The sequence below is a fragment of the Streptomyces xinghaiensis S187 genome (assembly GCF_000220705.2).
GTDB classification, from domain to species: domain Bacteria; phylum Actinomycetota; class Actinomycetes; order Streptomycetales; family Streptomycetaceae; genus Streptomyces; species Streptomyces xinghaiensis.
On record NZ_CP023202.1, the window covers coordinates 258,050 to 283,495 of the forward strand.

Annotated in this window: 16 protein-coding genes, 3 rRNA genes and 2 riboswitches; of the genes, 3 read left to right on the forward strand and 16 right to left on the reverse strand. The window is 69.4% G+C overall.

Annotated features, from left to right (window positions below; translation table 11 throughout):
• Nucleotides 1-59 precede the first annotated feature (59 nt).
• On the reverse strand, nt 60-2,954 hold the full coding sequence (gcvP, locus tag SXIN_RS01270) for an aminomethyl-transferring glycine dehydrogenase (RefSeq protein ID WP_019708263.1): 2,895 nt from the start codon (nt 2,952-2,954) through the stop codon (nt 60-62).
• Between the two features lie 65 nt (nt 2,955-3,019).
• Nucleotides 3,020-3,144: riboswitch (glycine riboswitch) on the reverse strand.
• A riboswitch (glycine riboswitch) is annotated at nt 3,145-3,243 on the reverse strand.
• Between the two features lie 115 nt (nt 3,244-3,358).
• On the opposite strand from gcvP, the gene SXIN_RS01275 reads away from it, so the two are divergent.
• On the forward strand, nt 3,359-3,739 hold the full coding sequence (locus tag SXIN_RS01275; RefSeq protein WP_019708262.1) for a PRC-barrel domain-containing protein: 381 nt from the start codon (nt 3,359-3,361) through the stop codon (nt 3,737-3,739).
• Here SXIN_RS01275 and SXIN_RS01280 read toward each other — a convergent pair.
• The 13 genes from SXIN_RS01280 to SXIN_RS01340 all read right to left on the reverse strand — a co-directional run bounded on the left by SXIN_RS01280 (nt 3,652) and on the right by SXIN_RS01340 (nt 19,329).
• On the reverse strand, nt 3,652-5,238 hold the full coding sequence (locus SXIN_RS01280) for a DNA polymerase IV (protein WP_095756442.1): 1,587 nt from the start codon (nt 5,236-5,238) through the stop codon (nt 3,652-3,654). The two genes, SXIN_RS01275 and SXIN_RS01280, sit on opposite strands and share 88 nt — an antisense overlap.
• Before the next feature lie 78 nt (nt 5,239-5,316).
• Nucleotides 5,317-5,928, reverse strand: coding sequence for a MerR family transcriptional regulator (locus SXIN_RS01285; protein ID WP_019708260.1), 612 nt, complete (start codon nt 5,926-5,928; stop codon nt 5,317-5,319).
• Nucleotides 5,929-6,105: 177 nt separating this feature from the next.
• Nucleotides 6,106-6,579: a bifunctional nuclease family protein gene (locus SXIN_RS01290; protein WP_039820899.1), complete on the reverse strand. Its 474-nt coding sequence runs from the start codon at nt 6,577-6,579 to the stop codon at nt 6,106-6,108.
• A 62-nt stretch (nt 6,580-6,641) separates the two neighbouring features.
• Nucleotides 6,642-7,382 (reverse strand): transcriptional regulator FtsR, encoded by a 741-nt coding sequence (gene ftsR, locus SXIN_RS01295; RefSeq protein ID WP_019708258.1) that lies wholly within the window; start codon nt 7,380-7,382, stop codon nt 6,642-6,644.
• Nucleotides 7,383-7,398: 16 nt separating this feature from the next.
• Entirely contained in the window at nt 7,399-8,256 is an 858-nt protein-coding gene (locus SXIN_RS32975) for an FHA domain-containing protein (RefSeq protein ID WP_095756443.1), read from the reverse strand.
• 172 nt (nt 8,257-8,428) lie between these two features.
• Nucleotides 8,429-9,430 (reverse strand): DUF881 domain-containing protein, encoded by a 1,002-nt coding sequence (locus SXIN_RS01305; RefSeq protein WP_095756444.1) that lies wholly within the window; start codon nt 9,428-9,430, stop codon nt 8,429-8,431.
• 5 nt (nt 9,431-9,435) lie between these two features.
• Nucleotides 9,436-9,768: a small basic family protein gene (locus SXIN_RS01310; RefSeq protein WP_019708255.1), complete on the reverse strand. Its 333-nt coding sequence runs from the start codon at nt 9,766-9,768 to the stop codon at nt 9,436-9,438.
• Nucleotides 9,765-10,682 (reverse strand): DUF881 domain-containing protein, encoded by a 918-nt coding sequence (locus SXIN_RS01315; protein WP_095756445.1) that lies wholly within the window; start codon nt 10,680-10,682, stop codon nt 9,765-9,767. The genes SXIN_RS01310 and SXIN_RS01315 overlap by 4 nt, the downstream gene beginning before the upstream one ends.
• A gap of 119 nt (nt 10,683-10,801) precedes the next feature.
• Nucleotides 10,802-13,297, reverse strand: coding sequence for a mannose-1-phosphate guanyltransferase (locus SXIN_RS01320; RefSeq protein WP_019708253.1), 2,496 nt, complete (start codon nt 13,295-13,297; stop codon nt 10,802-10,804).
• A gap of 128 nt (nt 13,298-13,425) precedes the next feature.
• On the reverse strand, nt 13,426-14,034 hold the full coding sequence (gene clsA, locus SXIN_RS01325; RefSeq protein WP_019708252.1) for a cardiolipin synthase ClsA: 609 nt from the start codon (nt 14,032-14,034) through the stop codon (nt 13,426-13,428).
• Nucleotides 14,035-14,188: 154 nt separating this feature from the next.
• Nucleotides 14,189-14,305, reverse strand: a 5S ribosomal RNA gene (gene rrf / locus SXIN_RS01330).
• A 75-nt stretch (nt 14,306-14,380) separates the two neighbouring features.
• Nucleotides 14,381-17,506, reverse strand: a 23S ribosomal RNA gene (locus tag SXIN_RS01335).
• A gap of 298 nt (nt 17,507-17,804) precedes the next feature.
• Nucleotides 17,805-19,329: ribosomal RNA gene (locus tag SXIN_RS01340) — 16S ribosomal RNA — on the reverse strand.
• The 16S, 23S and 5S rRNA genes sit together here, the layout of an rRNA operon.
• A 561-nt stretch (nt 19,330-19,890) precedes the next feature.
• Here SXIN_RS01340 and SXIN_RS01345 point away from each other — a divergent pair.
• Together SXIN_RS01345 and ptsP are read left to right on the forward strand one after the other, a co-directional pair.
• Nucleotides 19,891-20,340 (forward strand): PTS sugar transporter subunit IIA, encoded by a 450-nt coding sequence (locus tag SXIN_RS01345; RefSeq protein WP_019708251.1) that lies wholly within the window; start codon nt 19,891-19,893, stop codon nt 20,338-20,340.
• Between the two features lie 84 nt (nt 20,341-20,424).
• A complete protein-coding gene (gene ptsP, locus SXIN_RS01350) occupies nt 20,425-22,095 on the forward strand; it encodes a phosphoenolpyruvate--protein phosphotransferase (protein ID WP_039820898.1) in 1,671 nt (556 codons plus the stop codon).
• Between the two features lie 84 nt (nt 22,096-22,179).
• On the opposite strand, the gene SXIN_RS01355 is transcribed toward ptsP, so the two are convergent.
• Both SXIN_RS01355 and SXIN_RS01360 read right to left on the reverse strand, forming a co-directional pair.
• Nucleotides 22,180-23,091: a hypothetical protein gene (locus SXIN_RS01355; protein ID WP_095756446.1), complete on the reverse strand. Its 912-nt coding sequence runs from the start codon at nt 23,089-23,091 to the stop codon at nt 22,180-22,182.
• A 108-nt stretch (nt 23,092-23,199) separates the two neighbouring features.
• Nucleotides 23,200-25,239, reverse strand: a complete 2,040-nt coding sequence (locus SXIN_RS01360; protein ID WP_019708248.1) for an acetoacetate--CoA ligase — start codon at nt 25,237-25,239, stop codon at nt 23,200-23,202.
• Between the last annotated feature and the right edge of the window lie 207 nt (nt 25,240-25,446).

Here is a 25,446-nt window from a genome sequence, read left to right on the forward strand (position 1 = left end):
GGCCCGGCATCGCCGGACCGGCCCCGTTCATGCCACACGCCGGCGCCGCGCCGGAGGGGTCAGGAGTCGTACTCCTCCAGCGGCGGGCAGGAGCAGACCAGATTGCGGTCGCCGTAGGCGCTGTTGACGCGCCGGACCGGCGGCCAGTACTTCTCCGCCGCCCCGACCCCCGGCGGGAACACGGCCGTCTCCCGGCTGTAGGGGTGCTCCCACTCCCCCGCCAGCACGGCCGCCGTGTGCGGCGCGTTGCGCAGCGGGTTGTCCTCCGCCGTCCACCCCCCCGAGGCGACCTGTTCGATCTCCGCACGGATACGGATCATCGCGTCGCAGAACCGGTCGAGTTCGGCCAGGTCCTCGCTCTCGGTGGGCTCGATCATCAGCGTGCCGGCCACCGGGAACGACATCGTGGGGGCGTGGAAGCCGTAGTCGATCAGCCGCTTGGCGACGTCGTCGACGCTCACCCCGGTCGCCTTGGTCAGCGGCCGCAGATCGATGATGCACTCGTGGGCCACCAGCCCGCCGGGACCGGTGTAGAGCACCGGGAAGTGCGGCTCCAGCCGCTTGGCGACGTAGTTGGCGCTCAGCACGGCCACCTGCGTGGCCCGCCGCAGTCCCTCGGCACCCATCAGCCGCACGTACGCCCAGGAGATGGGCAGGATGCCCGCGGATCCCCAGGGCGCCGCCGACACCGGGCCGACGCCCGTCTCCGGCCCGGCCGCCGGCTGGAGCGGGTGGTTGGGCAGATACGGCGCGAGGTGGGAGCGCACGGCGACCGGGCCGACCCCGGGCCCGCCGCCGCCGTGCGGGATGCAGAAGGTCTTGTGCAGATTGAGGTGCGAGACGTCGCCGCCGAACCGGCCGGGCTCGGCGAGGCCGACCAGGGCGTTGAGGTTGGCGCCGTCCACGTAGACCTGGCCTCCCGCGTCGTGCACGGCCGCGCAGATCTCTCCGATGTGCTCCTCGAACACCCCGTGCGTGGAGGGGTAGGTGACCATCAGCACGGCCAGCTCGTCACCGTGCTTCTCGATCTTGGCGCGCAGGTCGTCGGTGTCGACCTCGCCGTTCTCCGCCGTCCTCACCACGACGACCCGCATGCCGGCCATCACGGCACTGGCGGCGTTGGTGCCGTGCGCCGAGGACGGGATGAGGCAGACGGTGCGCTCCTCCTGGCCCCGCGCGCGGTGGTAGGCGCGGACGGCGAGCAGTCCGGCCAGCTCGCCCTGGGAGCCCGCGTTGGGCTGCAGCGAGACCTTGTCGTAGCCCGTGACGGCCGCCAGCTGCTCCTCCAGCTCCCGGATGAGGGTGAGGTAGCCCTCCGCCTGCTCGGCCGGGGCGAAGGGGTGCAGGGCGCCGAAGCCGGGCCAGGTGACCGGCTCCATCTCGGTCGTCGCGTTCAGCTTCATGGTGCAGGAGCCGAGCGGGATCATGCCCCGGTCCAGCGCGTAGTCCTTGTCCGCGAGCCGGCGCAGATAGCGCAGCATCGCCGTCTCCGAGCGGTGCTCGTGGAAGACGGGGTGGCCGAGGTACTCGTCGGTGCGCAGCAGCCCTTCGGGGAGCGCGTCGGGCACCGTGGCGTCCAGTTCGTCGACGGAGGCGGCGCCGGCCGGGACGCCGAACGCGGCCCAGACCGCGGCCAGCTCGTCCCTGCCGGTGGTCTCGTCGCAGGCGATGCCCACGTGGTCGGCGTCGGTGAGCCGCAGGTTGATCCCGGCGTCGCGGGCCGCGGCGACGACCTCGGAGGCCCGGCCGGGCACCCGCGCCGTCACCGTGTCGAAGAACGCGCCGTGGACGACCTCCACCCCCCCGGCCCGCAGGCCCCCGGCGAGCAGGGCCGCGTAGCGGTGGGTGCGGCGCGCGATGTCCGCGAGCCCGTCCGGCCCGTGGTAGACGGCGTACATCCCGGCCATCACCGCGAGCAGCACCTGCGCGGTGCAGATGTTGCTGGTCGCCTTCTCCCGGCGGATGTGCTGCTCACGGGTCTGCAGGGCCAGCCGGTAGGCGGGTGCGCCGTCCGCGTCGACGGAGACGCCGACCAGGCGGCCCGGCAGGTTGCGGGCGTAGGACTCCCGCACCGCCATGTAGCCGGCGTGCGGCCCGCCGAAGCCCATCGGGACGCCGAAGCGCTGGGTGGATCCGACGGCGATGTCGGCGCCCAGGTCACCGGGCGAGCTCAGCAGCGTGAGGGCGAGCAGATCGGCGGCGACGGTGACGACGGCGCCCAGCTCGTGCGCCCGTTCGACGACGGCCCGCGGGTCCGTGATCCGCCCGGAGGCACCCGGGTACTGCAGCAGCACGCCGAAGACGCCGCGCTCGGCGATCTCGTCCGGGATGCCGCCGGACAGGTCGGCGACGACGATCTCGGTCCCGGCCGGCTCGGCACGGGTCTCGATGACGGCGATGGTCTGCGGGAGGCAGTCGGCGTCGATCAGGAAGACCCCGTCCTTCACCTTGCCCACGCGGCGGGAGAGCGCCATCGCCTCCGCGGCCGCGGTGGCCTCGTCCAGCAGCGAGGCCCCGGCGGTGGGCAGGCCGGTGAGGTCGGCGACGACCGTCTGGAAGTTGAGCAGCGCCTCCAGCCGGCCCTGCGAGATCTCCGGCTGGTAGGGGGTGTAGGCGGTGTACCAGGCCGGGTTCTCCATGACATTGCGCAGGATCACCGGCGGGGTGAAGGTGCCGTGGTAGCCGAGGCCGATCATGGAGGTGAGGACCTGGTTCCGCCCGGCCAGGGCCCGCAGTTCGTCCAGGACCTCGGCCTCTCCGCGCGCCTCGGGCAGCGCCACCGCCCCGGTGCTCTTGATGACGTCCGGGACGGCGGCCGCGGTGAGTTCGTCGAGCGAGCCGTAGCCCACGTGGGCGAGCATCTTGTCCAGGGCCTCGCGGCCGGGGCCGATATGGCGCTGGGCGAACGGGGTGCCACGCTCCAGCCGGGAGAGGGGCATGCGGGGTGCGGTCATCTGCGGAGGCCTCCTGGTCGACGCGGACCTGCGAAGGGGCACCCTGACGGGTACCCCGAACGGGGGCCTCCCCCTCTGTCGTCGACCTGAGAGCTTCGCCGGACCCCGCACACGCGGTCCGGCTTTCACCGTCGGTGAGGAAAGGTTCCGGCACAGCCGGCCCGGTACCTGCCCTGCTTTCCAGAGTGACCTCGCCCGTGCGGTACGGGTGCCTGAGAGATTCCGGGGAGGATTTGCTCCTTCGGCGCCCCCGGCCCCGGGGGGCGGAGGACTCTCCCGCACGGGATCTGCGGCCACGGCCAGCCTACCAGCGGGGCCCCGGACCGGACCCCCGAGTGGCCGACGGGCCGGATCTGGCCTTACGTGGATTCCACGGGGAAGTCCGCCGACCAGTTGGAGGGACCGTGCACACGGGGATCGACCCGCGGAGCCTCATCGGCCGCAAGGCCTTCGACAGCGACGGCACGAAGATCGGCACCGTGGACGAGGTGTACCTCGACGACGCCACCGGACTGCCCGAGTGGGCGGCCGTGCGCACCGGCCTGTTCGGCCGGGACGCCTTCGTCCCGCTGGAGCCGAGCGAGTTCGTCGACGGCACCCTGTACGTGCCCTACCGCCGGTCGCTGATCCGGAACGCGCCCGACTTCGGGGTGGGCCGCCACCTCTCGCCGGAGCAGGAGCTCCAGCTCTACCACCACTACGGGCTGGAGGCGGAGCTCCCGGACGGCGACGAGGAGGCCCCCGGCCGGGACGGCTCCGGACGGACCGCCGGATCCGGCGCCTGACCGCCCGGCGGGCCGGGTTCCCGGCCCCCGCTCCGGCCGGGCTCCGGGCCGCCGTCCCGCCGTACCAACGGCGGCGGCGCGGCCGGTTCCAGGGCCGGATCCTCCGCGCGGAAGGTCCGTACCCGGCCCGGCTCCGACCAGGGCTGCTCGAACCGGACGGTCACCCGGCCCAGACCGCTGCCCTGCACCCAGCCGGTCCCGTACTCCGCGTGCCGCACGTCGTGCCCGGGGTGCCACCGGCGGGAGCCCTCCCGGGCACCTGTGACGTCCCCCGCGTCCCCGGCCAATGCCGCTTGCGCCGCGGCGACGCCCTCCCCCGCGGCCTCCCCCGGCCGGTCGGGCCGCGTGCCCGCCTCCGCGTCCTCGTCCCCGCCCGGTCCTGTCCGTGCGCGGACGGCCGGGGCCGCCGGGGCGGTGCCCTCCAGCGCGGCCTGCGCGAAGAGATCCTCCTGGGTGAAGTCCGCCAGCCCCGTGACGCCGACGCCGAGCAGCCGCACCCCGCCGGTGGTGTCCACCCCGTCGAGCAGCCGCACCGCCGCCTCGCGCACCACCCCCGGATCGTCGGTGGGACCGCGCAGGGTCTCCGAGCGGGTCAGCGTGGAGAAGTCGTAGCGCCGGACCTTGAGGACGACCGTGCGCCCGGACCGGCCGGCGGCCCGCAGCCGGGTGACACACCGGCCGGCCAGCCGCATCACCTCCCCGTACACCCGGGTCCGGTCGTGCAGGTCCACGTCGAAGGTGTCCTCCACGGAGACGGACTTGCTGTCCCGCTCGGCCACCACCGGGCGGTCGTCCCGGCCGGTGGCGAGGGCGTACAGCGAGCCGCCGTGCGCCTTGCCCAGCAGCCGCACCAGCTCGGCCTCCCCCGCCCCGGCCATCTCCTCGACGGTGCCGATGCCCGCCCGGCGGAGCTGCTCGGCGGTGGCGGGCCCGACACCGGGCAGCACCCGGACCGGCATCGGCGCCAGCAGTTCGCGTTCCGTACCCGGCTCGATCACCACGAGGCCGTCCGGCTTCGCCTGCTCGGACGCCATCTTGGCGAGCATCTTGGACCCGGCCAGGCCGACCGAGCCGGTGAGCGAGGTCCGCGCGCGGATCGCGGTCCGCAGCCGCTCGCCGGCCTCCCGGGCCGCGGAGGCGGTCGCCGGGGGCGCCGGTCCCGCCGCCAGGTCCACGAAGGCCTCGTCCAGGCTGAGCGGCTCGACCAGCGGCGACAGCTCCCGCAGCAGCTCCATGACCGCCTCGCTCACCTGGCGGTACAGCGAGAAGCGGGGCGTCAGATAGGCGGCGTTGGGGCAGAGCCGACGGGCCTGGGCCGTCGACATGGCCGAGTGGACACCGAAGACCCGCGCCTCGTAGGAGGCGGTGGCGACGACGCCGCGCGGCCCGAGACCGCCGACGACGACCGGCTTTCCGCGCAGACTGGGCTTGGACGCCTGCTCCGCCGAGGCGAAGAAGGCGTCCATGTCCAGATGCAGGATCGTCGGAACCGGTCTCACGGCACCGATGCTGCCCTACGGCACCGACAACGGCTGCGGCGGCCGCGCCGCCACCGGGGAGGCGCGCCCGGGCCGGTCTCAGCCGGCGCGGTTCCGGCGGCGGGCCAGTTCGTCACCGGGATGGTGCCCGATCAGGGTCTCCCCCGTGTCCACCCGCTCCCCGTGCAGCTGCTGCAGCGCGCTCTCCACATCGCGCCAGACCACACCGACGGCGATGCCGAACATGCCCTGGCCGCCCTGCAGGAGGCCGACGACCTCGTCCGGGGAGGAGCACTCGTGGACCGTCGCACCGTCGCTCATCAGCGTCATCCGGGCCAGGTCGGCCCGCTCACGGGTGCGCAGATGGCGCACCGCCGCCCGGATGTTCTGGAGGGAGACACCGGTGTCCAGGAACCGCTTGACGATCTTGAGGACGACGACGTCCTCGATGCTGTAGAGCCGCTGACCGCCCGAGCCGTGGGCGGAGCGCACACTCGGCTCCACCAGCCCCGTGCGGGCCCAGTAGTCGAGCTGCCGGTAGGTGATGCCCGCGGCCGCGCAGGCCGTGGGGCCGCGGTAGCCGACGTTCTCGGAAGGCCGGCCGGGGGGTGTCACGGGACCCGTCGCGGCGGTCTTCTGAATGGGGGCGGAGCCACCCGCGTGGAGCGGAATGGGACTGCCCGCCGCTGTACCGTCGCCGGTGCTGCTCACGCCGACCTCCGTCCTTGACCTGCCTTGTCGACGGTAGGCAGTCACCGGGGGTGCGTCAACGATCGCCGCGCTCGGCACGCCGGGTGATAATCACCCCTGGGGTGGTTTTCCGTAACCGCGGACGGGGAACGGCTCGGCGAATGCGCGGCGGGCGGTTGCGGAGTGCTCCCGCCCGCGTCACTGGCTGCTGGTACCGAAGTCCTCCGGCGAGATCTGGTCGAGGAACTCGCGGAACTTCTCCACCTCGTCCTCCTGCTCGTCCGGGATGGCGATACCGGCGTCGTCCAGCACCCCGTCACTGCCGTAGATCGGGGTACCGGTGCGCAGGGCGAGCGCTATGGCGTCGGACGGGCGGGCGCTCACCTCGACACCGCTCGCGAAGACCAGCTCCGCGTAGAAGACACCCTCCCGCAGATCCGTGATGCGGACCTGGGTCAGCTCCTGGCCCACCGCTTCGAGCACGTCCTTGAACAGGTCGTGCGTCAGCGGTCTGGCCGGGGCCATGCCCTGCTGGGCGAAGGCGATCGCGGTCGCCTCCCCCGGCCCGATCCAGATGGGAAGGTACCGGTCGCCTCCCACCTCACGCAGGAGCACGATCGGTTGGTTGGAGGGCATTTCCACCCGGACACCCACAACGTCGAGCTCGTTCACACAGCAACCCTAGGACCTGCCCGGCCGTTTTGGGTAGTCGGGCACCCCTCGGAAGCGCGGAGTCAGCGCAGACGCACCCCGAGCGACGACTGCACCAGGGCCGCGTGGAGCCGCAGCGAGAGGGTCGCCAGCTCGCGCGCGGTGGATTCGGCGTGGGCGCGCGTCTGGGGGTTGCGGTGCCGCCTCAGCGGCGAGACGACCTGTTCCACCAGGCCGGCCTCACGGTCCGCGGCCGCCTTCATGACCCGCAGATGCCGGGGCTCCAGACCGAAGCGGCCGATCTCCCCGAGCAGCCCGGCGATCGTGACGGCGTCGGGGCCGTAGCTCCCGTCCTCCAGCGGCGAGATCAGGCCGTACGACTCCCACTCGGCCAGGTCCCGCTCCTCCACCCCGGCCCCGGCCAGCAGCCCGGCGCGATCGGTCCGGGCGGGAGCCGGGTCCGCGTCCCCGGGGTCCAGCACACCGTCCAGCAGGTCCCGGGCCCGGCCGGGCGCGGGGACGTCCGGCCGCTCGCCCCGCTCCAGGGCGTCCAGCTGCTCGCGGATCACCTTGAGCGGCAGGTAGTGGTCGCGCTGCATCCGCAGGACCCGCGCGAGCCGTTCGACGTCGTCCGGGCTGAACTTGCGGTAGCCCGACGGCGTGCGCCGCGGCTCGACCAGGCCCTCCGCCTCCAGGAACCGGATCTTGGAGATGGTGATCTCCGGAAACTCGTCCCGGAGGAGGCCCAGCACCCGGCCGATGCTGAGCAAACGGCTGTCGGGGGCGGCGCCGGAGCCGGCGCCGCCCGACGGTGTCTGGCGCATGGGCCTTTCCCTGCGGTCAGATGCTCCGCTGGCTCGCGTAGAAGACCAGCCGGTACTTGCCGATCTGCACCTCGTCACCGTTGGTCAGCGGAACCGAGTCGATGCGCTCGCGGTTGACGTAGGTGCCGTTGAGGCTGCCGACATCGGCCACGGTGAAGCCGCCGTCCGGACCGCGGCGGAACTCCACGTGGCGCCGGGAGACGGTCACGTCGTCCAGGAAGATGTCACTCTGCGGGTGGCGGCCGGCCGTGGTCAGCTCGCCGTCCAGCAGGAAGCGGCTTCCGGAGTTCGGGCCGCGCCGGACGACCAGCAGCGCCGAACCCGGCGGCAGGGCGTCGACGGCGGCCTGGGCCTCCGGCGAGAGCGGCGGCGCGGTCTGGCCGGTGGCCTCCGCCTCGTAGGCCTCCAGGCCCGAGATCGAGATCGTCGAGGTGGTCTCGGAGGGCCGCTCCGACGGCGCGCCGCGCAGCGGAGCACCGCAGTTGGAGCAGAAGCGGCTGGCCTCCGCGTTCCGGTGCCCGCACCTCGTACAAACCGGCAAGGCCGACATGGACTGTGCCTCCTGCTGCGACGGCCCACCGGGGGCCTGGGACGCGTACGGGCCGGAGCCGAACTCTCCACCCGCACTTGAGGTTGATGAACCTATGCGTCCGGACGCGGCAGGGTCAACAGAGGACGCGCCGCTGCCCCCCTCGGCCCCCGCCACCTCGTCACGGAACAGCGGCCGCTCCGCCTGCCGCGCGCCGCCCTCCTCCGCGCCACCGGCCCGGTGACGGGCACCGCCCGACTCTTCCCGAGCGCTCTTACCGAACAACTTCCCGAACAACTTCACGGGCGATTCCCCTTGACCGAAACAGACCCGCCCGTGGGGCAGGACGAAACCTCATTGCACACCATGTGTGCCGACCCGGACATGAAGACAACGTCCGCGCCCACCAGACAGTTTCCACCACGCACCGCCCTCGCGGTGCTCCGACCCCCCGCAGCCGCACGCGCCCGGCGAGCCTCTCGCGCGTACCGCCCGCGCCCCGGCGACCGACCGCCTCTCACTGCGGTGACGACCGAGCGTAGTCAGGCCGATCCGCCGCCCGCAAGGCGTCCACGACGATCTTCTCCTCGCGGGTGACGGCCACGGTGGCCTGCTCCTTTTCCAGGCTCTGCACCACACCGCCGGGAATGTTGAGGGCGGGCTCCAGATCCTGCGGATCGCCGATCGCCCTGATCCGGAACGGCTGCTCCACGCGCTGCCCGTCGATGCGGACCCGGTCACCGTCCTGCGTGAAGAACGTGCCCGCCACCACCCGGACGTCGTTGATCTGGATCGCCTCGGCACCGGCGGCCCGCAGCTCCTGTATGGCGTCCAGCAGCTTGTACGCGTCGACGGCCCCTTGCGGAGCACTGACGGTGATGGTGAGACCGGGGCCCTCGGCAGCCACCGTCCCGGCCAGCACGCCGAGTTGCTGCTCCTTCTGCTCCGTCTGCCGGCGGGCCTCCTCCGCCTGGTCCGAGCTGTTCTCCAGCTCGGTCCGCTGCTCCTCCAGACGCTGCTTCTCGTCCTGGAGCCGCTGGGTCTGGTCACCGATCTCGTCGAGGATCCGGACGAGGTCCTCCTGGCGTGCGCCGCGGAGCACGCTGGCGTCGCTCGTGGAACGGACCTGGATCGCCAGCCCCAGCCCGAGCACGCACAGCAGCAGCGCCACGATCAGCTGGGCGCGGCTGACCCGTGGCGGCCAGAGAGCGGCCCGCAGCCGCTGACGCCCCGTCATCCCCTCCTCATCACGCGGGCTCGCCGCCGTCGGGACGGCGGCTCCCGCGTCGGGAGCGGGTGCGGGAGGTGCGGGCTCACCGGACGAGGCGCCGGCCGCCGCCGGGCTGCCGCCGGGGCGCTCCCCGCCGGCAGCCGGAGTCTTCTCCTCGGGCAGCGGCTGCCGTCCCGGCCCCGGGTGCCGCGCGGCACCCGTGCCGTTCCGGGGCTCCGCACGCTCCTCCGGCGTCCGGGCGCGGTCCGCGCCGGTGTCCTCCGGCTCCGGTGTCCTGTCGTCGCTCATCGGCCTCACGCCCGGAAGACGTGCCGGCGGATGGCGGCGGCGTTGGAGAAGATCCGGATGCCGAGCACCACCACGACACCGGTGGACAACTGCGCCCCGACACCCAGCTTGTCACCGAGGAAGACGATCAAAGCGGCCACCACCACGTTCGAAAGGAACGACACCACGAAGACCTTGTCGTCGAAGATGCCGTCCAGCATCGCCCGCAGACCGCCGAACACCGCGTCCAGCGCGGCCACCACGGCGATGGGCAGATACGGCTCCACCACCGCCGGAACCTCCGGCCGGACCAGCAGTCCGACCACGACGCCCACGACGAGGCCCAGTACGGCGATCACGATATGCCCTTCCCTGTGTCGGCGGCGTTCTTGCCGCCGGCGCCCAGCGGTTTCGCGGTTCGGATGATCAGACTCGGCGCGGCCGGCAGGTCGACCCGTTCGTGCGCCGAGATGCTCGCACGGACGCCGTAGTTCTCCTGCAGCACCTTCAGGTACTGACCACCGGCACCGTTCTGGAAAGCCTTGCGCAGCCGCTGCCCGTTCCCCACCGCGAGCACCGTGTACGGCGGCGCCAGCGGCCTGTTGTCGACGAGGATGGCCTCGCCGGCCCTCCTGATCGCCGAGACGGCGGTGAGCCGCTGGCCGTTGATCGCGACCGCCTCGGCCCCCGCGCCCCACAGCCCGTTGACGACATGCTGCATGTCGCGGTCACGGACCCGCCCGCTGTCGGCGAAGCTGCTGCTCTCCCGCGGTCCGTCGCCGCCCGCCGCCGCGCTCTCGGCGTCGTCCACCACCAGTCGCAGGCCCGGGCCGTGCACCGGGGTCGCCCCCGCCAGCAGCGCGGTCAGCTCCTCCCGGCTTCCTCCGTGCTTCTCCAGCGCCTCACGCTGGGCGGCTCCGACCTCCCGGCGCAGCCGCTCGACGTTCCGCTCCAGCGTGTCGGACCGCTCGGTCCCCTCCTCGATCCGGCTGATCAGTTCCTCGCGCTCCTTGGCACGGACCGGTGCCTCCACCCTGGCCTGCGCGGCGCCGACGGTCACGACGATCGCCGCGAGCACCAGGCCCGCCGCGAGCCCCAGCTTCGACCGCAGGGTCTTCGGCAGGCCGGCCGAGCCATCGGCCGCACGACGGGCGGCGGCCTCCGCGTAACCCTCGTCCAGGCTGTGCTCCGTCACGTTCGTCAGCAGCGACATGGACGCGTCGGGGCGCGACCGGCGCGCGGGAGTGCTCCGATCGGGGGACTGCTGCGACATGACGCACATCGTCGCATGTGAGGGCCGCCACCGCCGAATGGGCCCACCGGTTCGGCCGATCGTGAGTGGCCCGCCGGCATACGGCGGGCCACTCACGGCATCCCTGCGGGGGCGACGGCTCAGCGGCCGGCGCTGTCCACCACCGCGGCCCACTCGTCGAGCAGCTGCTGCGCGGAGGCGTCGTCCGGGCCCTCGGCCCACAGATGGGTGACCGCCTCCGCCGGGTCCGGCAGGACCATGATCCAGCGGCCGTCGGCCTCCACGACCCGCACACCGTCCGTGGTGTCGACGTGCCGGTCACCGGCGGCTTCCACCACGCTGCGCATGACGAGGCCCTTGACCGCCCACGGCGTGGCGATGTCCCGGCGCCGCACATGGGCCCGCGGGATCCGCGCGTCGATCTGACTCAGCGTCAGCTGAGTCCGGGCGACCAGGGCGATCAGGCGGACGAAGGCGGCCGTACCGTCGAAGACGCTGCTGAACTCGGGGACGATGAAACCGCCCCTGCCGTCGCCGCCGAAGACCGTGGACTCCGCACGGCTGACCCGGGTCAGGTCGTCCGGTGACGTCGTCGTCCACTCCACCTGCGTGCCGTGGTATGCGGCGACCTGCTCCGCGATCCTGGTGGTGGTCACGGGGAGCGCGACCCGCCCGCTGCGCCGCTCGGCCGCCACCAGATCCAGCATGACCAGCAGGGCGCGGTCGTCCTCCACGATCCGTCCGCGCTCGTCGACCAGGGACAGCCGCTCGCCGACGGGGTCGAAGCGCACCCCGAACGCGGCGCGGGCGGAGGCGACGATCTCGCCGAGCCGCACCAGGCCGGAGCGGCGGGCGTCCGCCGTCTCGGTGGGACGCGACTCGTCGAGGCCCGGGTTGATCGTCAGAGCGTCGACCCCGAGCCGCCCGAGGAGGCTGGGGAGGACCAGTCCGGCGCTGCCGTTGGAGGCGTCGACCACGATCTTGAGTCCTGCCTCGGCGACGCCCGTGGTGTCGACGGCACGCAGCAGCGAACCGGTGTACGCGTCGAACACGCTGGCCGGGAAGCGGAGATCGCCGATCTCCCCGGGGAAGGCCCGGCGGTACTCCTGGCGGGCGAAGACCCGGTCGAGTTTGCGCTGCCCCGCCTGGGAGAGATCCGCGCCGCGTTCGTCGAAGAACATGATGTCGACGGAGTCGGGCACCCCGGGGGTCGTGCGGATCATGATGCCGCCGGCGCTGCCGCGCGCGGTCTGCTGACGGGCCACCGGCAGCGGCACGTTCTCCAGGTCCCGCACGTCGATGGCGCTGGTCTGGAGGGCGGAGATCACGGCCCTCTTGAGCGCCCGGGCGCCCCGGGAGTGGTCGCGCGCCGTGGTGACCGTCGAGCCCTTCTTGAGGGTGGTCGCATAGGCCCCTGCGAGCCGCACCACCAGTTCGGGGGTGATCTCGACGTTGAGGATGCCGCTCACCCCGCGGGCCCCGAAAAGCTGCGCCTGGCCGCGGGATTCCCAGATCACCGAGGTGTTGACGAAGGCGCCCGCCTCGATGGTCTTGAACGGGTAGACCCGGACGTTGCCCTGCACAATCGATTCTTCGCCGACGAGGCACTCGTCGCCGATCACGGCTCCGTCCTCGATCCGGGCGGCGCGCATGATGTCGGTGTTCTTGCCGATGACACAGCCGCGCAGATTGCTCTGCTGGCCGATGTACACGTTGTCGTGGACCACGGCCTTGTGCAGGAAGGCGCCGCTCTTCACGACGACATTCGATCCGACGACGGTGTGCTCCCGGATCTCGACCCCGGATTCCACCTTGGCGTAGTCACCGATGTAGAGCGGGCCGCGCAGTACCGCCTCCGGACTCACCTCGGCGCCCTCGGCCACCCAGACACCGGGAGAGATCTCGAAACCGTCGATGTCCACATCGACCTTGCCCTCGAGCACGTCGGCCTGTGCCTTGACGTAACTCTCGTGGGTGCCGACGTCCTCCCAGTAGCCCTCGGCGATGTAGCCGTAGATCGGCTTGCCTTCCTTCATCAGCTGCGGGAAGACATCGCCGGACCAGTCGACCGAGACATCGGCCTCGACGTAGTCGAAGACCTCCGGCTCCATGACGTAAATGCCGGTGTTGACGGTGTCCGAGAACACCTGCCCCCACGTCGGCTTCTCCAGGAACCGCTCGACCTTCCCCTCCTCGTCGACAATGGTGATGCCGAATTCGAGGGGATTGGGCACTCTGGTCAGGCAGACGGTGACGAGTGCGCCCTTCTCCTTGTGGAAGTTGACGAGCTCGGTGAGGTCGAAATCGGTGAGCGCGTCACCGGAGATGACGAGGAAGGAGTCGTCCTTGAGGGCTTCCTCGGCGTTCTTGACGCTGCCGGCAGTACCGAGGGGCTTTTCCTCGTTGGCATAAGTGAGCTCCATTCCGAGCTCTTCCCCGTCACCGAAGTAGTTCTTGACGAGGGAGGCGAGAAACTGCACCGTCACCACGGTCTCGCTCAGCCCGTGCCGCTTGAGCAGCCTCAGAACATGCTCCATGATTGGCCGGTTCGCCACCGGCAGCAGTGGCTTGGGCATGCTTGAGGTCATGGGGCGAAGGCGTGTGCCTTCACCGCCGGCCATCACGACGGCCTTCATGTCGGAAGCGTCCTCCTTGAAGAGACGACGGTCACACCGACCGAGCTCGGCCGGTCCGTCGGGGTGGACCCACCGCACTGGAACGCGGAAACCCTGCGTTCGGCCAGGGCCACGGCGTCGGGGCAGGCTCAGTCGGTCGAGGTATCCGCCTTCACGAGTCGGCGGACCTGAACCACATAGAGAGTTCCTGCCCACCAGTAGAGAGTTGTACCCCATCCCGCGAACGCCCATCCGAAAATAGCAGCGAGCTGCGGAAGCCATCCGCTTCCGTCACTCAGCAGCAGCAACGGGAAGGCGTACATGAGGTTGAACGTCGCCGCCTTGCCGAGAAAGTTGACCTGGGGCGGCGGATAGCCGTGCCGGCGGAGGATGCCCACCATCACCAGCAGGATGAGGTCCCGCGCGAGGAGCGCCGCGGTCAGCCAGAGCGGGATGATGTCGCGCCACGTCAGGCCGACGATGGTCGTGAGGATGTACAGGCGGTCGGCCGCCGGGTCGAGGATCCGTCCCAGGCTGCTGATCTGGTTCCAGCGGCGGGCGAGCTTGCCGTCCAGGTAGTCGCTGACGCCGCTCAGGGCGAGGACGAGCAGGGCCCATCCGTCGGCTTTGGGCCCTCCGAACTCCGGCAGCAGAATCAGCCACAGGAAGAGGGGCACGCCCAGCAGGCGGGCCATGCTGAGAATGTTCGGGATGGTGAGGACACGGTCTGTCTGGACCCTTGTCTCCTGGACCTCCACCCGTGGCCTCCCGGAAGGACGTTCTCGACGATGCTCCCCGACCTTACCGGTGTGCGCGGCCGGCGACCGCAGAGGGTCGGCGGGCGATCCGGACACGCAGAAAAGCCGGGTTTCCCGGGCCGGTCAAGACCCGGGAAACCCGGCTTCACAAGGAGTTCGGCGGCGTCCTACTCTCCCACAGGGTCCCCCCTGCAGTACCATCGGCGCTGAAAGGCTTAGCTTCCGGGTTCGGAATGTAACCGGGCGTTTCCCTCACGCTATAACCACCGAAACACTATGAAACTATACGAACCGGACGGCAACACAGTTCGTTGTTTCAGAACCAACACAGTGGACGCGAGCACCTGAGGACAAGCCCTCGGCCTATTAGTACCAGTCAACTCCACACCTCACGGCGCTTCCATATCTGGCCTATCAACCCAGTCGTCTACTGGGAGCCTTAACCCCTCAAAGGAGGTGGGAGTCCTCATCTCGAAGCAGGCTTCCCGCTTAGATGCTTTCAGCGGTTATCCCTCCCGAACGTAGCCAACCAGCCATGCCCTTGGCAGGACAACTGGCACACCAGAGGTTCGTCCGTCCCGGTCCTCTCGTACTAGGGACAGCCCTTCTCAAGACTCCTACGCGCACAGCGGATAGGGACCGAACTGTCTCACGACGTTCTAAACCCAGCTCGCGTACCGCTTTAATGGGCGAACAGCCCAACCCTTGGGACCGACTCCAGCCCCAGGATGCGACGAGCCGACATCGAGGTGCCAAACCATCCCGTCGATATGGACTCTTGGGGAAGATCAGCCTGTTATCCCCGGGGTACCTTTTATCCGTTGAGCGACGGCGCTTCCACAAGCCACCGCCGGATCACTAGTCCCGACTTTCGTCCCTGCTCGACCCGTCGGTCTCACAGTCAAGCTCCCTTGTGCACTTACACTCAACACCTGATTACCAACCAGGCTGAGGGAACCTTTGGGCGCCTCCGTTACCCTTTAGGAGGCAACCGCCCCAGTTAAACTACCCACCAGACACTGTCCCTGATCCGGATCACGGACCCAGGTTAGACATCCAGCACGACCAGAGTGGTATTTCAACGACGACTCCACCCGAACTAGCGTCCGGGCTTCACAGTCTCCCACCTATCCTACACAAGCCGAACCGAACACCAATATCAAGCTGTAGTAAAGGTCCCGGGGTCTTTCCGTCCTGCTGCGCGAAACGAGCATCTTTACTCGTAGTGCAATTTCACCGGGCCTATGGTTGAGACAGTCGAGAAGTCGTTACGCCATTCGTGCAGGTCGGAACTTACCCGACAAGGAATTTCGCTACCTTAGGATGGTTATAGTTACCACCGCCGTTTACTGGCGCTTAAGTTCTCAGCTTCGCACACCCGAAAGCGCACTAACCGGTCCCCTTAACGTTCCAGCACCGGGCAGGCGTCAGTCCGTATACATCGCCTTACGGCTTCGCACGGACCTGTGTTTTTAGTAAACAGTCGCTTCTCGCTGGTCTCTGCGGCCACCACCAGCTCACACCGCAAGGGTGATCACCAGCAATGGCCCCCCTTCTCCCGAAGTTACGGGGGCATTTTGCCGAGTTCCTTAACCATAGTTCACCCGAACGCCTCGGTATTCTCTACCTGACCACCTGAGTCGGTTTAGGGTACGGGCCGCCATGAAACTCGCTAGAGGCTTTTCTCGACAGCATAGGATCATCCACTTCACCACAATCGGCTCGGCATCAGGTCTCACCCTTACGCGGAGGACGGATTTACCTACCCTCCGGGCTACACCCTTACCCCGGGACAACCACCGCCCGGGCTGGACTACCTTCCTGCGTCACCCCATCACTCACCTACTACCCCCTCGGGTCGTCGGCTCCACCACTCCGACCTCGTCCGAAGACTCAGCCGGCGGCTTCACGGACTTAGCATCAGAAGGTTCAGCGCTGGCGCTTCAAAGCGGGTACCGGAATATCAACCGGTTGTCCATCGACTACGCCTGTCGGCCTCGCCTTAGGTCCCGACTTACCCTGGGCAGATCAGCTTGACCCAGGAACCCTTAGTCAATCGGCGCACACGTTTCCCACGTGTGTATCGCTACTCATGCCTGCATTCTCACTCGTGAACCGTCCACCACTGCCTTCCGGCGCGGCTTCACCCGGCACACGACGCTCCCCTACCCATCCCAACGGTCGTTGGACCTCATGCTGGAATGACACGACTTCGGCGGTACGCTTGAGCCCCGCTACATTGTCGGCGCGGAATCACTTGACCAGTGAGCTATTACGCACTCTTTCAAGGATGGCTGCTTCTAAGCCAACCTCCTGGTTGTCTCTGCGACTCCACATCCTTTCCCACTTAGCGTACGCTTAGGGGCCTTAGTCGATGCTCTGGGCTGTTTCCCTCTCGACCATGGAGCTTATCCCCCACAGTCTCACTGCCGCGCTCTCACTTACCGGCATTCGGAGTTTGGCTAAGGTCAGTAACCCGGTAGGGCCCATCGCCTATCCAGTGCTCTACCTCCGGCAAGAAACACACGACGCTGCACCTAAATGCATTTCGGGGAGAACCAGCTATCACGGAGTTTGATTGGCCTTTCACCCCTAACCACAGGTCATCCCCCAGGTTTTCAACCCTGGTGGGTTCGGTCCTCCACACGGTCTTACCCGCGCTTCAACCTGCCCATGGCTAGATCACTCCGCTTCGGGTCTTGAGCGCGCTACTAAAACGCCCTATTCGGACTCGCTTTCGCTACGGCTTCCCCACACGGGTTAACCTCGCAACACACCGCAAACTCGCAGGCTCATTCTTCAAAAGGCACGCAGTCACGACGCACCGGACAAATCCGATGCGCGACGCTCCCACGGCTTGTAGGCACACGGTTTCAGGTACTATTTCACTCCGCTCCCGCGGTACTTTTCACCATTCCCTCACGGTACTATCCGCTATCGGTCACCAGGGAATATTTAGGCTTAGCGGGTGGTCCCGCCAGATTCACACGGGATTTCTCGGGCCCCGTGCTACTTGGGTGTCGCACAAGCAAGTTGCTGACATTTCGGCTACGGGGGTCTTACCCTCTACGCCGGGCCTTTCGCATGCCCTTCGCCTACACCAACAATTTCTGACTCGCCCGATGGCCGGCAGACCATCGAAGTACGATCCCACAACCCCGTAAGCGCAACCCCTGCCGGGTATCACACGCCTACGGTTTGGCCTCATCCGGTTTCGCTCGCCACTACTCCCGGAATCACGGTTGTTTTCTCTTCCTGCGGGTACTGAGATGTTTCACTTCCCCGCGTTCCCTCCACATACCCTATGTGTTCAGGTATGGGTGACAGCCCATGACGACTGCCGGGTTTCCCCATTCGGACACCCCCGGATCAAAGCTCGGTTGACAGCTCCCCGGGGCCTATCGCGGCCTCCCACGTCCTTCATCGGTTCCTGGTACCAAGGCATCCACCGTGCGCCCTTAAAAACTTGGCCACAGATGCTCGCGTCCACTGTGCAGTTCTCAAACAACGACCAGCCACCCGCCACCCACCCAACCGTGAGTCACCGGGACCGGCAACCGAAGACACAAGCTTCACAGCCCGTGCCCTCAGACACCCAACAGCGCGCCCGGCCGACCCGTCACCCGCGTTCCACACCCCGCCGAAGCAGAGCAGTACTGGTCCAACCGCCGTGCCGAATAGTCAACGTTCCACCCATGAGCAACCAGCACCGGACATTCGCCGGTGTTCTGGCCTCTGACCGGCAGAACCGGGTGAGAAGTGCTCCTTAGAAAGGAGGTGATCCAGCCGCACCTTCCGGTACGGCTACCTTGTTACGACTTCGTCCCAATCGCCAGTCCCACCTTCGACGATTCCCTCCCTTACGGGTTGGGCCACCGGCTTCGGGTGTTACCGACTTTCGTGACGTGACGGGCGGTGTGTACAAGGCCCGGGAACGTATTCACCGCAGCAATGCTGATCTGCGATTACTAGCGACTCCGACTTCATGGGGTCGAGTTGCAGACCCCAATCCGAACTGAGACCGGCTTTTTGAGATTCGCTCCACCTCGCGGTATCGCAGCTCATTGTACCGGCCATTGTAGCACGTGTGCAGCCCAAGACATAAGGGGCATGATGACTTGACGTCGTCCCCACCTTCCTCCGAGTTGACCCCGGCAGTCTCCTGTGAGTCCCCATCACCCCGAAAGGCATGCTGGCAACACAGAACAAGGGTTGCGCTCGTTGCGGGACTTAACCCAACATCTCACGACACGAGCTGACGACAGCCATGCACCACCTGTACACCGACCACAAGGGGGCCGTATCTCTACGGCTTTCCGGTGTATGTCAAGCCTTGGTAAGGTTCTTCGCGTTGCGTCGAATTAAGCCACATGCTCCGCCGCTTGTGCGGGCCCCCGTCAATTCCTTTGAGTTTTAGCCTTGCGGCCGTACTCCCCAGGCGGGGAACTTAATGCGTTAGCTGCGGCACGGACGACGTGGAATGTCGCCCACACCTAGTTCCCAACGTTTACGGCGTGGACTACCAGGGTATCTAATCCTGTTCGCTCCCCACGCTTTCGCTCCTCAGCGTCAGTATCGGCCCAGAGATCCGCCTTCGCCACCGGTGTTCCTCCTGATATCTGCGCATTTCACCGCTACACCAGGAATTCCGATCTCCCCTACCGAACTCTAGCCTGCCCGTATCGAATGCAGACCCGGGGTTAAGCCCCGGGCTTTCACATCCGACGCGACAAGCCGCCTACGAGCTCTTTACGCCCAATAATTCCGGACAACGCTCGCACCCTACGTATTACCGCGGCTGCTGGCACGTAGTTAGCCGGTGCTTCTTCTGCAGGTACCGTCACTTGCGCTTCTTCCCTGCTGAAAGAGGTTTACAACCCGAAGGCCGTCATCCCTCACGCGGCGTCGCTGCATCAGGCTTCCGCCCATTGTGCAATATTCCCCACTGCTGCCTCCCGTAGGAGTCTGGGCCGTGTCTCAGTCCCAGTGTGGCCGGTCGCCCTCTCAGGCCGGCTACCCGTCGTCGCCTTGGTAGGCCATCACCCCACCAACAAGCTGATAGGCCGCGGGCTCATCCTGCACCGCCGGAGCTTTCCACCACCATCGGATGCCCGAGATGGTCGTATCCGGTATTAGACCCCGTTTCCAGGGCTTGTCCCAGAGTGCAGGGCAGATTGCCCACGTGTTACTCACCCGTTCGCCACTAATCCCCTCCGAAGAGGTTCATCGTTCGACTTGCATGTGTTAAGCACGCCGCCAGCGTTCGTCCTGAGCCAGGATCAAACTCTCCGTGAATGCTTCACGCAAGAGCGGCGCAGCCCGGAGGAATAATCCGGACCGCGCACAGCGTCCTCGCTGTAAAATCGCCTCCCGACCGCCACCACACTCGATGGCACGGGAGGACTTGCTTCAAAGGAACCTCATCCCGGCAGCAAACCTGAATCTGCCGCCCGGACGGGGTATCAACATATCTGGCGTTGACTTTTGGCACGCTGTTGAGTTCTCAAGGAACGGACGCTTCCTTCGGCCCCGTCTCCGGGCCCTCCGGGCGCTTCCCTTCGGTGTTCCCAACCCTACCAGTGGTTCCGACTCTCTCCGACCACTGTCCGAGGACATGCGGAGAAGGGAAGTCGCTTGCCATGGCAAAGAGTTGAAAGGTGCTGCCCACTCCGCACGGCCAGTCCGCCGGTGCTCCCTCGTGGGCAGGGGTTCGACAGTACAGCGCACCGTCGCGGCGAAGCAAATCGATTCGGCACCGGCCCGTTTGGAGTCCATGACTTAGGCTGCTGCCAGCACGTCGCCCCTGGCACGGCCAGGCGGGCGCCGTTTGATCAATCTCCGCTCGAGAGGCTTCCCATGACCACCGTGACGTCCCCGGTCGCCGGCCGTTCCATTGGACTCGCGGCAGTGCCCGATCCGGTGTTCTCCGGTGCGATGGTGGGCCCGGGCACCGCCGTTGACCCCGTGCGTGAGCCGTCCGCCGCCGTCGCACCCGTGGACGGCATCATCGTCTCCCTGCACCCGCACGCCTTTGTCGTCGTCGACGAGGAGGGGCACGGTGTGCTGACACATCTGGGCATCGACACGGTGCAGTTCAACGGCGAGGGCTTTGAACTGCTGGTCGGCAAGGGAGACACGGTGCGCCGGGGTGACCCGGTCGTGCGGTGGGACCCCGCGCAGGTCGAGGCGGCCGGCAAGTCCCCGGTCTGCCCGGTCGTGGCGCTGGAGGCCACCGCGGAGTCGCTCTCCGACCTCTCCGAGTCCGGTGACGTCGCCGCGGGCGCCCTTCTCTTCTCCTGGACTTGAGCACGGCGCCGTCGCGGGACGGCGGACACGACTTCCCTCGCGGCGGGCGGCAGGGCCCGGCCGCATCGATCGGAGACGGGTGCGATGAAGACAACACTGCGAGGCGTCGGCGTGAGCCACGGAGTGGCGATCGGCGAGGTACGGCACATGGGGACGGCGGTGCTGGAGCCGCCCGCCAAGCAGATCCCCGAGCAGGAGGCGCCGCGTGAGCAGGCTCGGGCGCGGCGTGCCGTGGAGGCCGTCTCCGCGGACCTGACGGCCCGTGGGCAGTTGGCCGGGGGCGAGGCGCAGGCGGTGCTCGAGGCCCAGGCGATGATGGCCCAGGACCCGGAGCTGATGGCCGACGTCGACCGCCGGATCGCGGTGGGCAGCACCGCTGAGCGTGCCGTGTACGACGCCCTCGCGGCGTACCGGTCGCTGCTCGCGGGGGCCGGGGAGTATCTGGCCGGGCGGGTGGCCGATCTGGACGATGTGCGGAACCGGATCGTGGCGCGGCTGCTCGGGGTGCCGATGCCGGGGGTTCCGGACAGCGATGAGCCGTATGTCCTGATCGCGCGGGATCTCGCGCCGGCCGACACCGCGCTGCTCGACCCGACGCTGGTGCTGGGCTTCGTCACCGAGGAGGGCGGGCCGACCAGCCACAGCGCGATTCTGGCGCGGGCTCTCGGGGTCCCGGCCGTGGTGGCGCTGCCGGGGGCGTGCGACCTGGCCGAGGGGACGGTCATCGCCGTCGACGGCAGCACCGGTGAGGTGTTCGTGTCGCCGAGCGCGGACAAGCGGGCGGAGATCGAGGCGGCGGCGGCCGCGCGGCGGGCCGCGCTGACCGCGGTCACCGGGCCGGGGGCGACCTCGGACGGGCACAAGGTGCCGCTGCTCGCCAACGTCGGCGGGCCGGCCGATGTGCCGGCGGCGGTCGAGGCCGGCGCCGAGGGCGTGGGGCTGTTCCGCACCGAGTTCCTGTTCCTGGACGACGGTGAGAACGCGCCGTCGGAGGAGAAGCAGGTCGAGGCCTACCGGACGGTGCTGGAGGCGTTCCCGGAGGGGCGGGTGGTTGTCCGCGTGCTGGACGCGGGCGCCGACAAGCCGCTCGCCTTCCTGACTCCGGCCGACGAGCCGAATCCCGCGCTCGGTGTGCGGGGGCTGCGGACCCTGCTCGACCATCCCGAGGTGTTGCGGACCCAGCTCACGGCCCTGGCCAGGGCCGCCGAGGGGCTGCCGGTCTATCTGGAGGTCATGGCCCCGATGGTGGCGGACCGCACCGACGCCAGGGCGTTCGCCGATGCCTGCCGGGAGGCCGGGCTGCGGGCGAAGTTCGGGGCCATGGTGGAGATTCCGTCGGCCGCGCTGCGGGCCCGGTCGATCCTGCAGGAGGTGGAGTTCCTCTCGCTGGGGACCAATGACCTCGCGCAGTACACCTTCGCGGCGGACCGGCAGGTCGGTGCCGTGTCCCGCCTGCAGGACCCCTGGCAGCCGGCGCTGCTCGACCTGGTGGCGATCTCGGCGGAAGCGGCCAAGGCGGAGGGCAAGAGCTGCGGGGTGTGCGGGGAGGCCGCCTCGGATCCGCTGCTCGCCTGTGTGCTGACGGGTCTGGGCGTCACGAGTCTGTCCATGGGCGCCGCCTCGCTGCCGTATGTCCGGGCGACGCTGGCCCAGCACACCCTGGCCCAGTGCGAGCGCGCGGCGGCGGCCGCCCGTGCGGCCGACACCGCCGAGGAGGCCCGGAGGGCCGCACAGGCGGTGCTGTCCGGGGAGTGACCGGCGGGGCCGGTGCCCTTACGGGGTGTTGTTGCCGGCCGGTGGCCGTTCCGCTGCGGCGGAGCGGCCACCGGCCGTTTCCGGTCAGCCGCCGTGCGCCGGTGGCCCGCAGCAGCCGTCCGGTTCCGGGAGGTCGAAACCGGGGAGGTGGTCGACGCCCGGTTCGGGGGCCACCGGTTCACCGGTCCCGGGGTCGGTGCAGTAGGCGGAGAAGACCTCCGCGGCCGTCAGGGGGCGGAGCCAGGAGTCTCGCAGGGCCCAGCCGCGGACCCGGTCACGGCCGTCGGGGACGCTGGTGCGCAGCACGACTCCGCCCGGGGCGCCGGTCGCGATGCCCGCAGCGAGCACCGAGCAGAAGAGCATCGTCTCGGCCTCCGGGCTGCGGAGCCCGCCGCGCTCCCCGCGCTCGGCGTGCAGGGCCGCGGTGAGGGGCGCGGGGCCGGCGGGCACGCTGCAGACGAGGTGGTGGACGCCCGGGCCGGCCGCGCCGACCAGCCGCAGGAGGGCGTGGGAGGCGCGGCTGCAGGCCGTGCGGCCGATGTCCTCGCCGCAGCCGGGGCAGTCGCCCGCCGCGGCCAGGATCATGGTGGCGACCTCCAGGCCGGCGCGGCGCTCGGCGGCGTCGACGAGTTGGGGTACCAGCAGGCCGACCGGCTGTCCGTCGTAGGGGACGGTGGCGCCGGCCGCGGCGAGCTCGGCGGTGTAGCGGGCGCGGCTGGCGGGCTCGGCCGGGTCGATGCCGTGCTCGGCGCAGTAGGCGTGGAAGCGGTCCGGGTCGAGGAGGGCGACGGTGGTGTGGCCGTCCCGGGCGGCGAGGGCGCGGAGCGCGTCCTCGGTCTGGCGGAGGTAGGCGCGGTGGCCGTCGAGCGCGGTGAAGGGCGGGTAGTCCCGCATGGCGGCGAAGTCCTCCTCGTCGGCCAGCAGGGCGAGGGTGGCGGCGGTTTCGCGGAGCAGCGGGTGCCGGGCGGTGGTGGTCTTGCGGTCGGATCGGGACATGGCCGGGTCTCCCCCTCGGTTACGTTCGGTTCTCTTCGGAACCAGATTTCTCACTGAACGTAACCGAGGGGTCTGACAAGCGGGTGCGGGCGGCTGCCGGCCGGTGGGTCAGGGGCGGTCGGCCGCGCGTTGTTCGGCGACGCGCCCGTAGAAGCGGAGCAGTTCGATGTTGTCGACGGAGCCCGGGTTGACCGCCTTGTCGAGGGCGACGCCCTGGAGGAGCCGCTTGACCGGGACTTCGATGCGCTTCCCGGTGAGGGTGTGCGGGACGCCCGGGGCCTCGATGATCTCGTCGGGGACGTGGCGGGGGGAGAGCTGCTCGCGGATGACGCGCCGGATGCGGTCGCGGAGGGCGTCGTCGAGGACGGCTCCTTCCGTGAGGTGGACGAAGAGCGGCATCCAGTAGCCGCCGTCGGGCTGTTCGACGCCGATGACGAGGGATTCCCGGATTTCGGGGAGCCGTTCGACGGCCTCGTAGATGTCGGCGGACCCCATACGGACGCCCTGGCGGTTGAGGGTGGAGTCGGAACGGCCGTGGATGACGACGGAGCCGCGCGAGGTGACGGTGATCCAGTCCCCGTGGCGCCAGTTGCCGGGGAACATCTCGAAGTAGCTCTCGCGGTAGCGGGAGCCGTCGGGGTCGTTCCAGAAGCGGATGGGCATGGACGGCATGGGGTTGGTGACGACGAGCTCGCCGACCTCGTCGGTGACCGGCCTCCCCTGCGGGTCCCACGCCTGGAGGCCGGTGCCGAGGCCGGGTGCCTGCAGTTCGCCGATGTGGACGGGGAGGGTGGGGACGGCGCCCGCGAAGCAGCTGCAGACGTCGGTGCCGCCGCTGACGGAGGCGATCCACAGGTCTTCGGACACCTCGTCGTGGATCCAGCGGAAGCCGTCGGGCGGGAGGGGGGAGCCCGTGGTGGCGACGCACTGGACGCGGGAGAGGTCGAAGTCGCGGCCGGGGTGGACGCCGGCCTTGCGGCAGGCCATGACGTAGGCGGCCGAGGTGCCGTAGAGGGTGGCGCCGGTGCGTTCGGCGACGCGCCACTGGGCGTCGGTGGCGGGGTAACCGGGGCTGCCGTCGTAGAGGACGACGGTGGTGCCGGTGAGCAGGCCGGAGACGAGGAAGTTCCACATCATCCAGCCGGTGGAGGTGTACCAGAAGAAGCGGTCCTCGGGACCGAGGTCGCAGTGGAGGCCGAGCTGCTTGAGGTGTTCGACGAGGATGCCGCCCTGGGACTGGACGATGGCCTTCGGCAGCCCGGTGGTGCCGGAGGAGTAGAGGACCCACAGCGGGTGGTCGAAGGGGACGTGTTCGAAGACCGGTTCGGTGTCGGCGGCGGTGAGGGCGTCCCACTCCAGGGCGCCCTCGGGGGCGGGGGTGCCGAGCAGCGGGATGTGCACGGTGGCGCGCAGGCCCGGGAGTTCGCGGCGGAGTTCGGCGACGGTCTCCGTGCGGTCGTGCTCCTTGCCGCCGTAGCGGTAGCCGTCGACGGTGAACAGGACCACGGGCTCGACCTGCTGGAAGCGGTCGAGGACGCTGCGCGCGCCGAAGTCGGGCGCGCAGGAGGTCCAGACGCCGCCGACGGCGGCGGTGGCCAGGAGGGCGACGGCGGCCTCGGGGATGTTGGGCAGGTAGCCGCTGACCCGGTCACCGGGGCGGACGCCGAGGCGGCGCAGTCCGGCGGCGAGCGAGCCGACCTGACGGCGGAGTTCGGCCCAGGTGACGGGGCGCGGTTCGTGCGTCTCGTCGACGTACAGCAGGGCCGGCTCGCCGGCGCGGGCCGGGTCCTCGGCGGCGCGGAGGGCGTGCTCGGCGTAGTTGAGGGTGGCGCCGGGGAACCAGGTGGCGCCGGGCATGGAGCGGTCGGCGAGGACCGTCTCGTACGGGGTGGTGAAGCGGACGTCGAACCACTCGGTCACCGCCTGCCAGAACGTGGCGAGTTCGCCGACGGACCACTGGTGCAGGGCGGCGTAGCTCGCGGCGGGGTCGCCGGGGACGGCCGCGGGGGCGCCGAAGCGTTCGGCGGCCCAGGCCTGGAAGCGGGTCAGCCGGGCGCCCTCGATCCGGTCGGGTCCGGGGCTCCACAGGGGCTCCGGCTGCTCCGGCCCGTCTGCGGTCGTCGGTGCTGCGCTGTGCGCGGCGGTCATGGCGGCTCCCGTGCTGTGTTCACGCGTCGTGTGCGTCGTCGCCGCGCACGGCCCGGCCCCCGGGGTGGTGGCCGGGGGGCGTGCGGGTGCGCGGCGGCTGTGCAGGACGATGCCATGGGATCGTCCTCCGCACCAGGGCGGACCCGCCACAGCGGGTCGGCGGGAGGTGTGGGCGCGCCACACGCCGGGCCGGGCGCGGACCGTGTG

Bases quoted from the DNA above. Each gene is read 5' to 3' on its own strand.
- gcvP (WP_019708263.1), bottom strand. From the start codon at position 2,954: ATGACCGCACCCCGCATGCCCCTCTCCCGGCTGGAGCGTGGCACCCCG.
- ftsR (WP_019708258.1), bottom strand. From the start codon at position 7,382: ATGCGCCAGACACCGTCGGGCGGCGCCGGCTCCGGCGCCGCCCCCGAC.
- SXIN_RS01305 (WP_095756444.1), bottom strand. From the start codon at position 9,430: ATGAGCGACGACAGGACACCGGAGCCGGAGGACACCGGCGCGGACCGC.
- SXIN_RS01315 (WP_095756445.1), bottom strand. From the start codon at position 10,682: ATGTCGCAGCAGTCCCCCGATCGGAGCACTCCCGCGCGCCGGTCGCGC.
- SXIN_RS01320 (WP_019708253.1), bottom strand. From the start codon at position 13,297: ATGAAGGCCGTCGTGATGGCCGGCGGTGAAGGCACACGCCTTCGCCCC.
- SXIN_RS01345 (WP_019708251.1), top strand. From the start codon at position 19,891: ATGACCACCGTGACGTCCCCGGTCGCCGGCCGTTCCATTGGACTCGCG.
- ptsP (WP_039820898.1), top strand. From the start codon at position 20,425: ATGAAGACAACACTGCGAGGCGTCGGCGTGAGCCACGGAGTGGCGATC.
- SXIN_RS01355 (WP_095756446.1), bottom strand. From the start codon at position 23,091: ATGTCCCGATCCGACCGCAAGACCACCACCGCCCGGCACCCGCTGCTC.
- SXIN_RS01360 (WP_019708248.1), bottom strand. From the start codon at position 25,239: ATGACCGCCGCGCACAGCGCAGCACCGACGACCGCAGACGGGCCGGAG.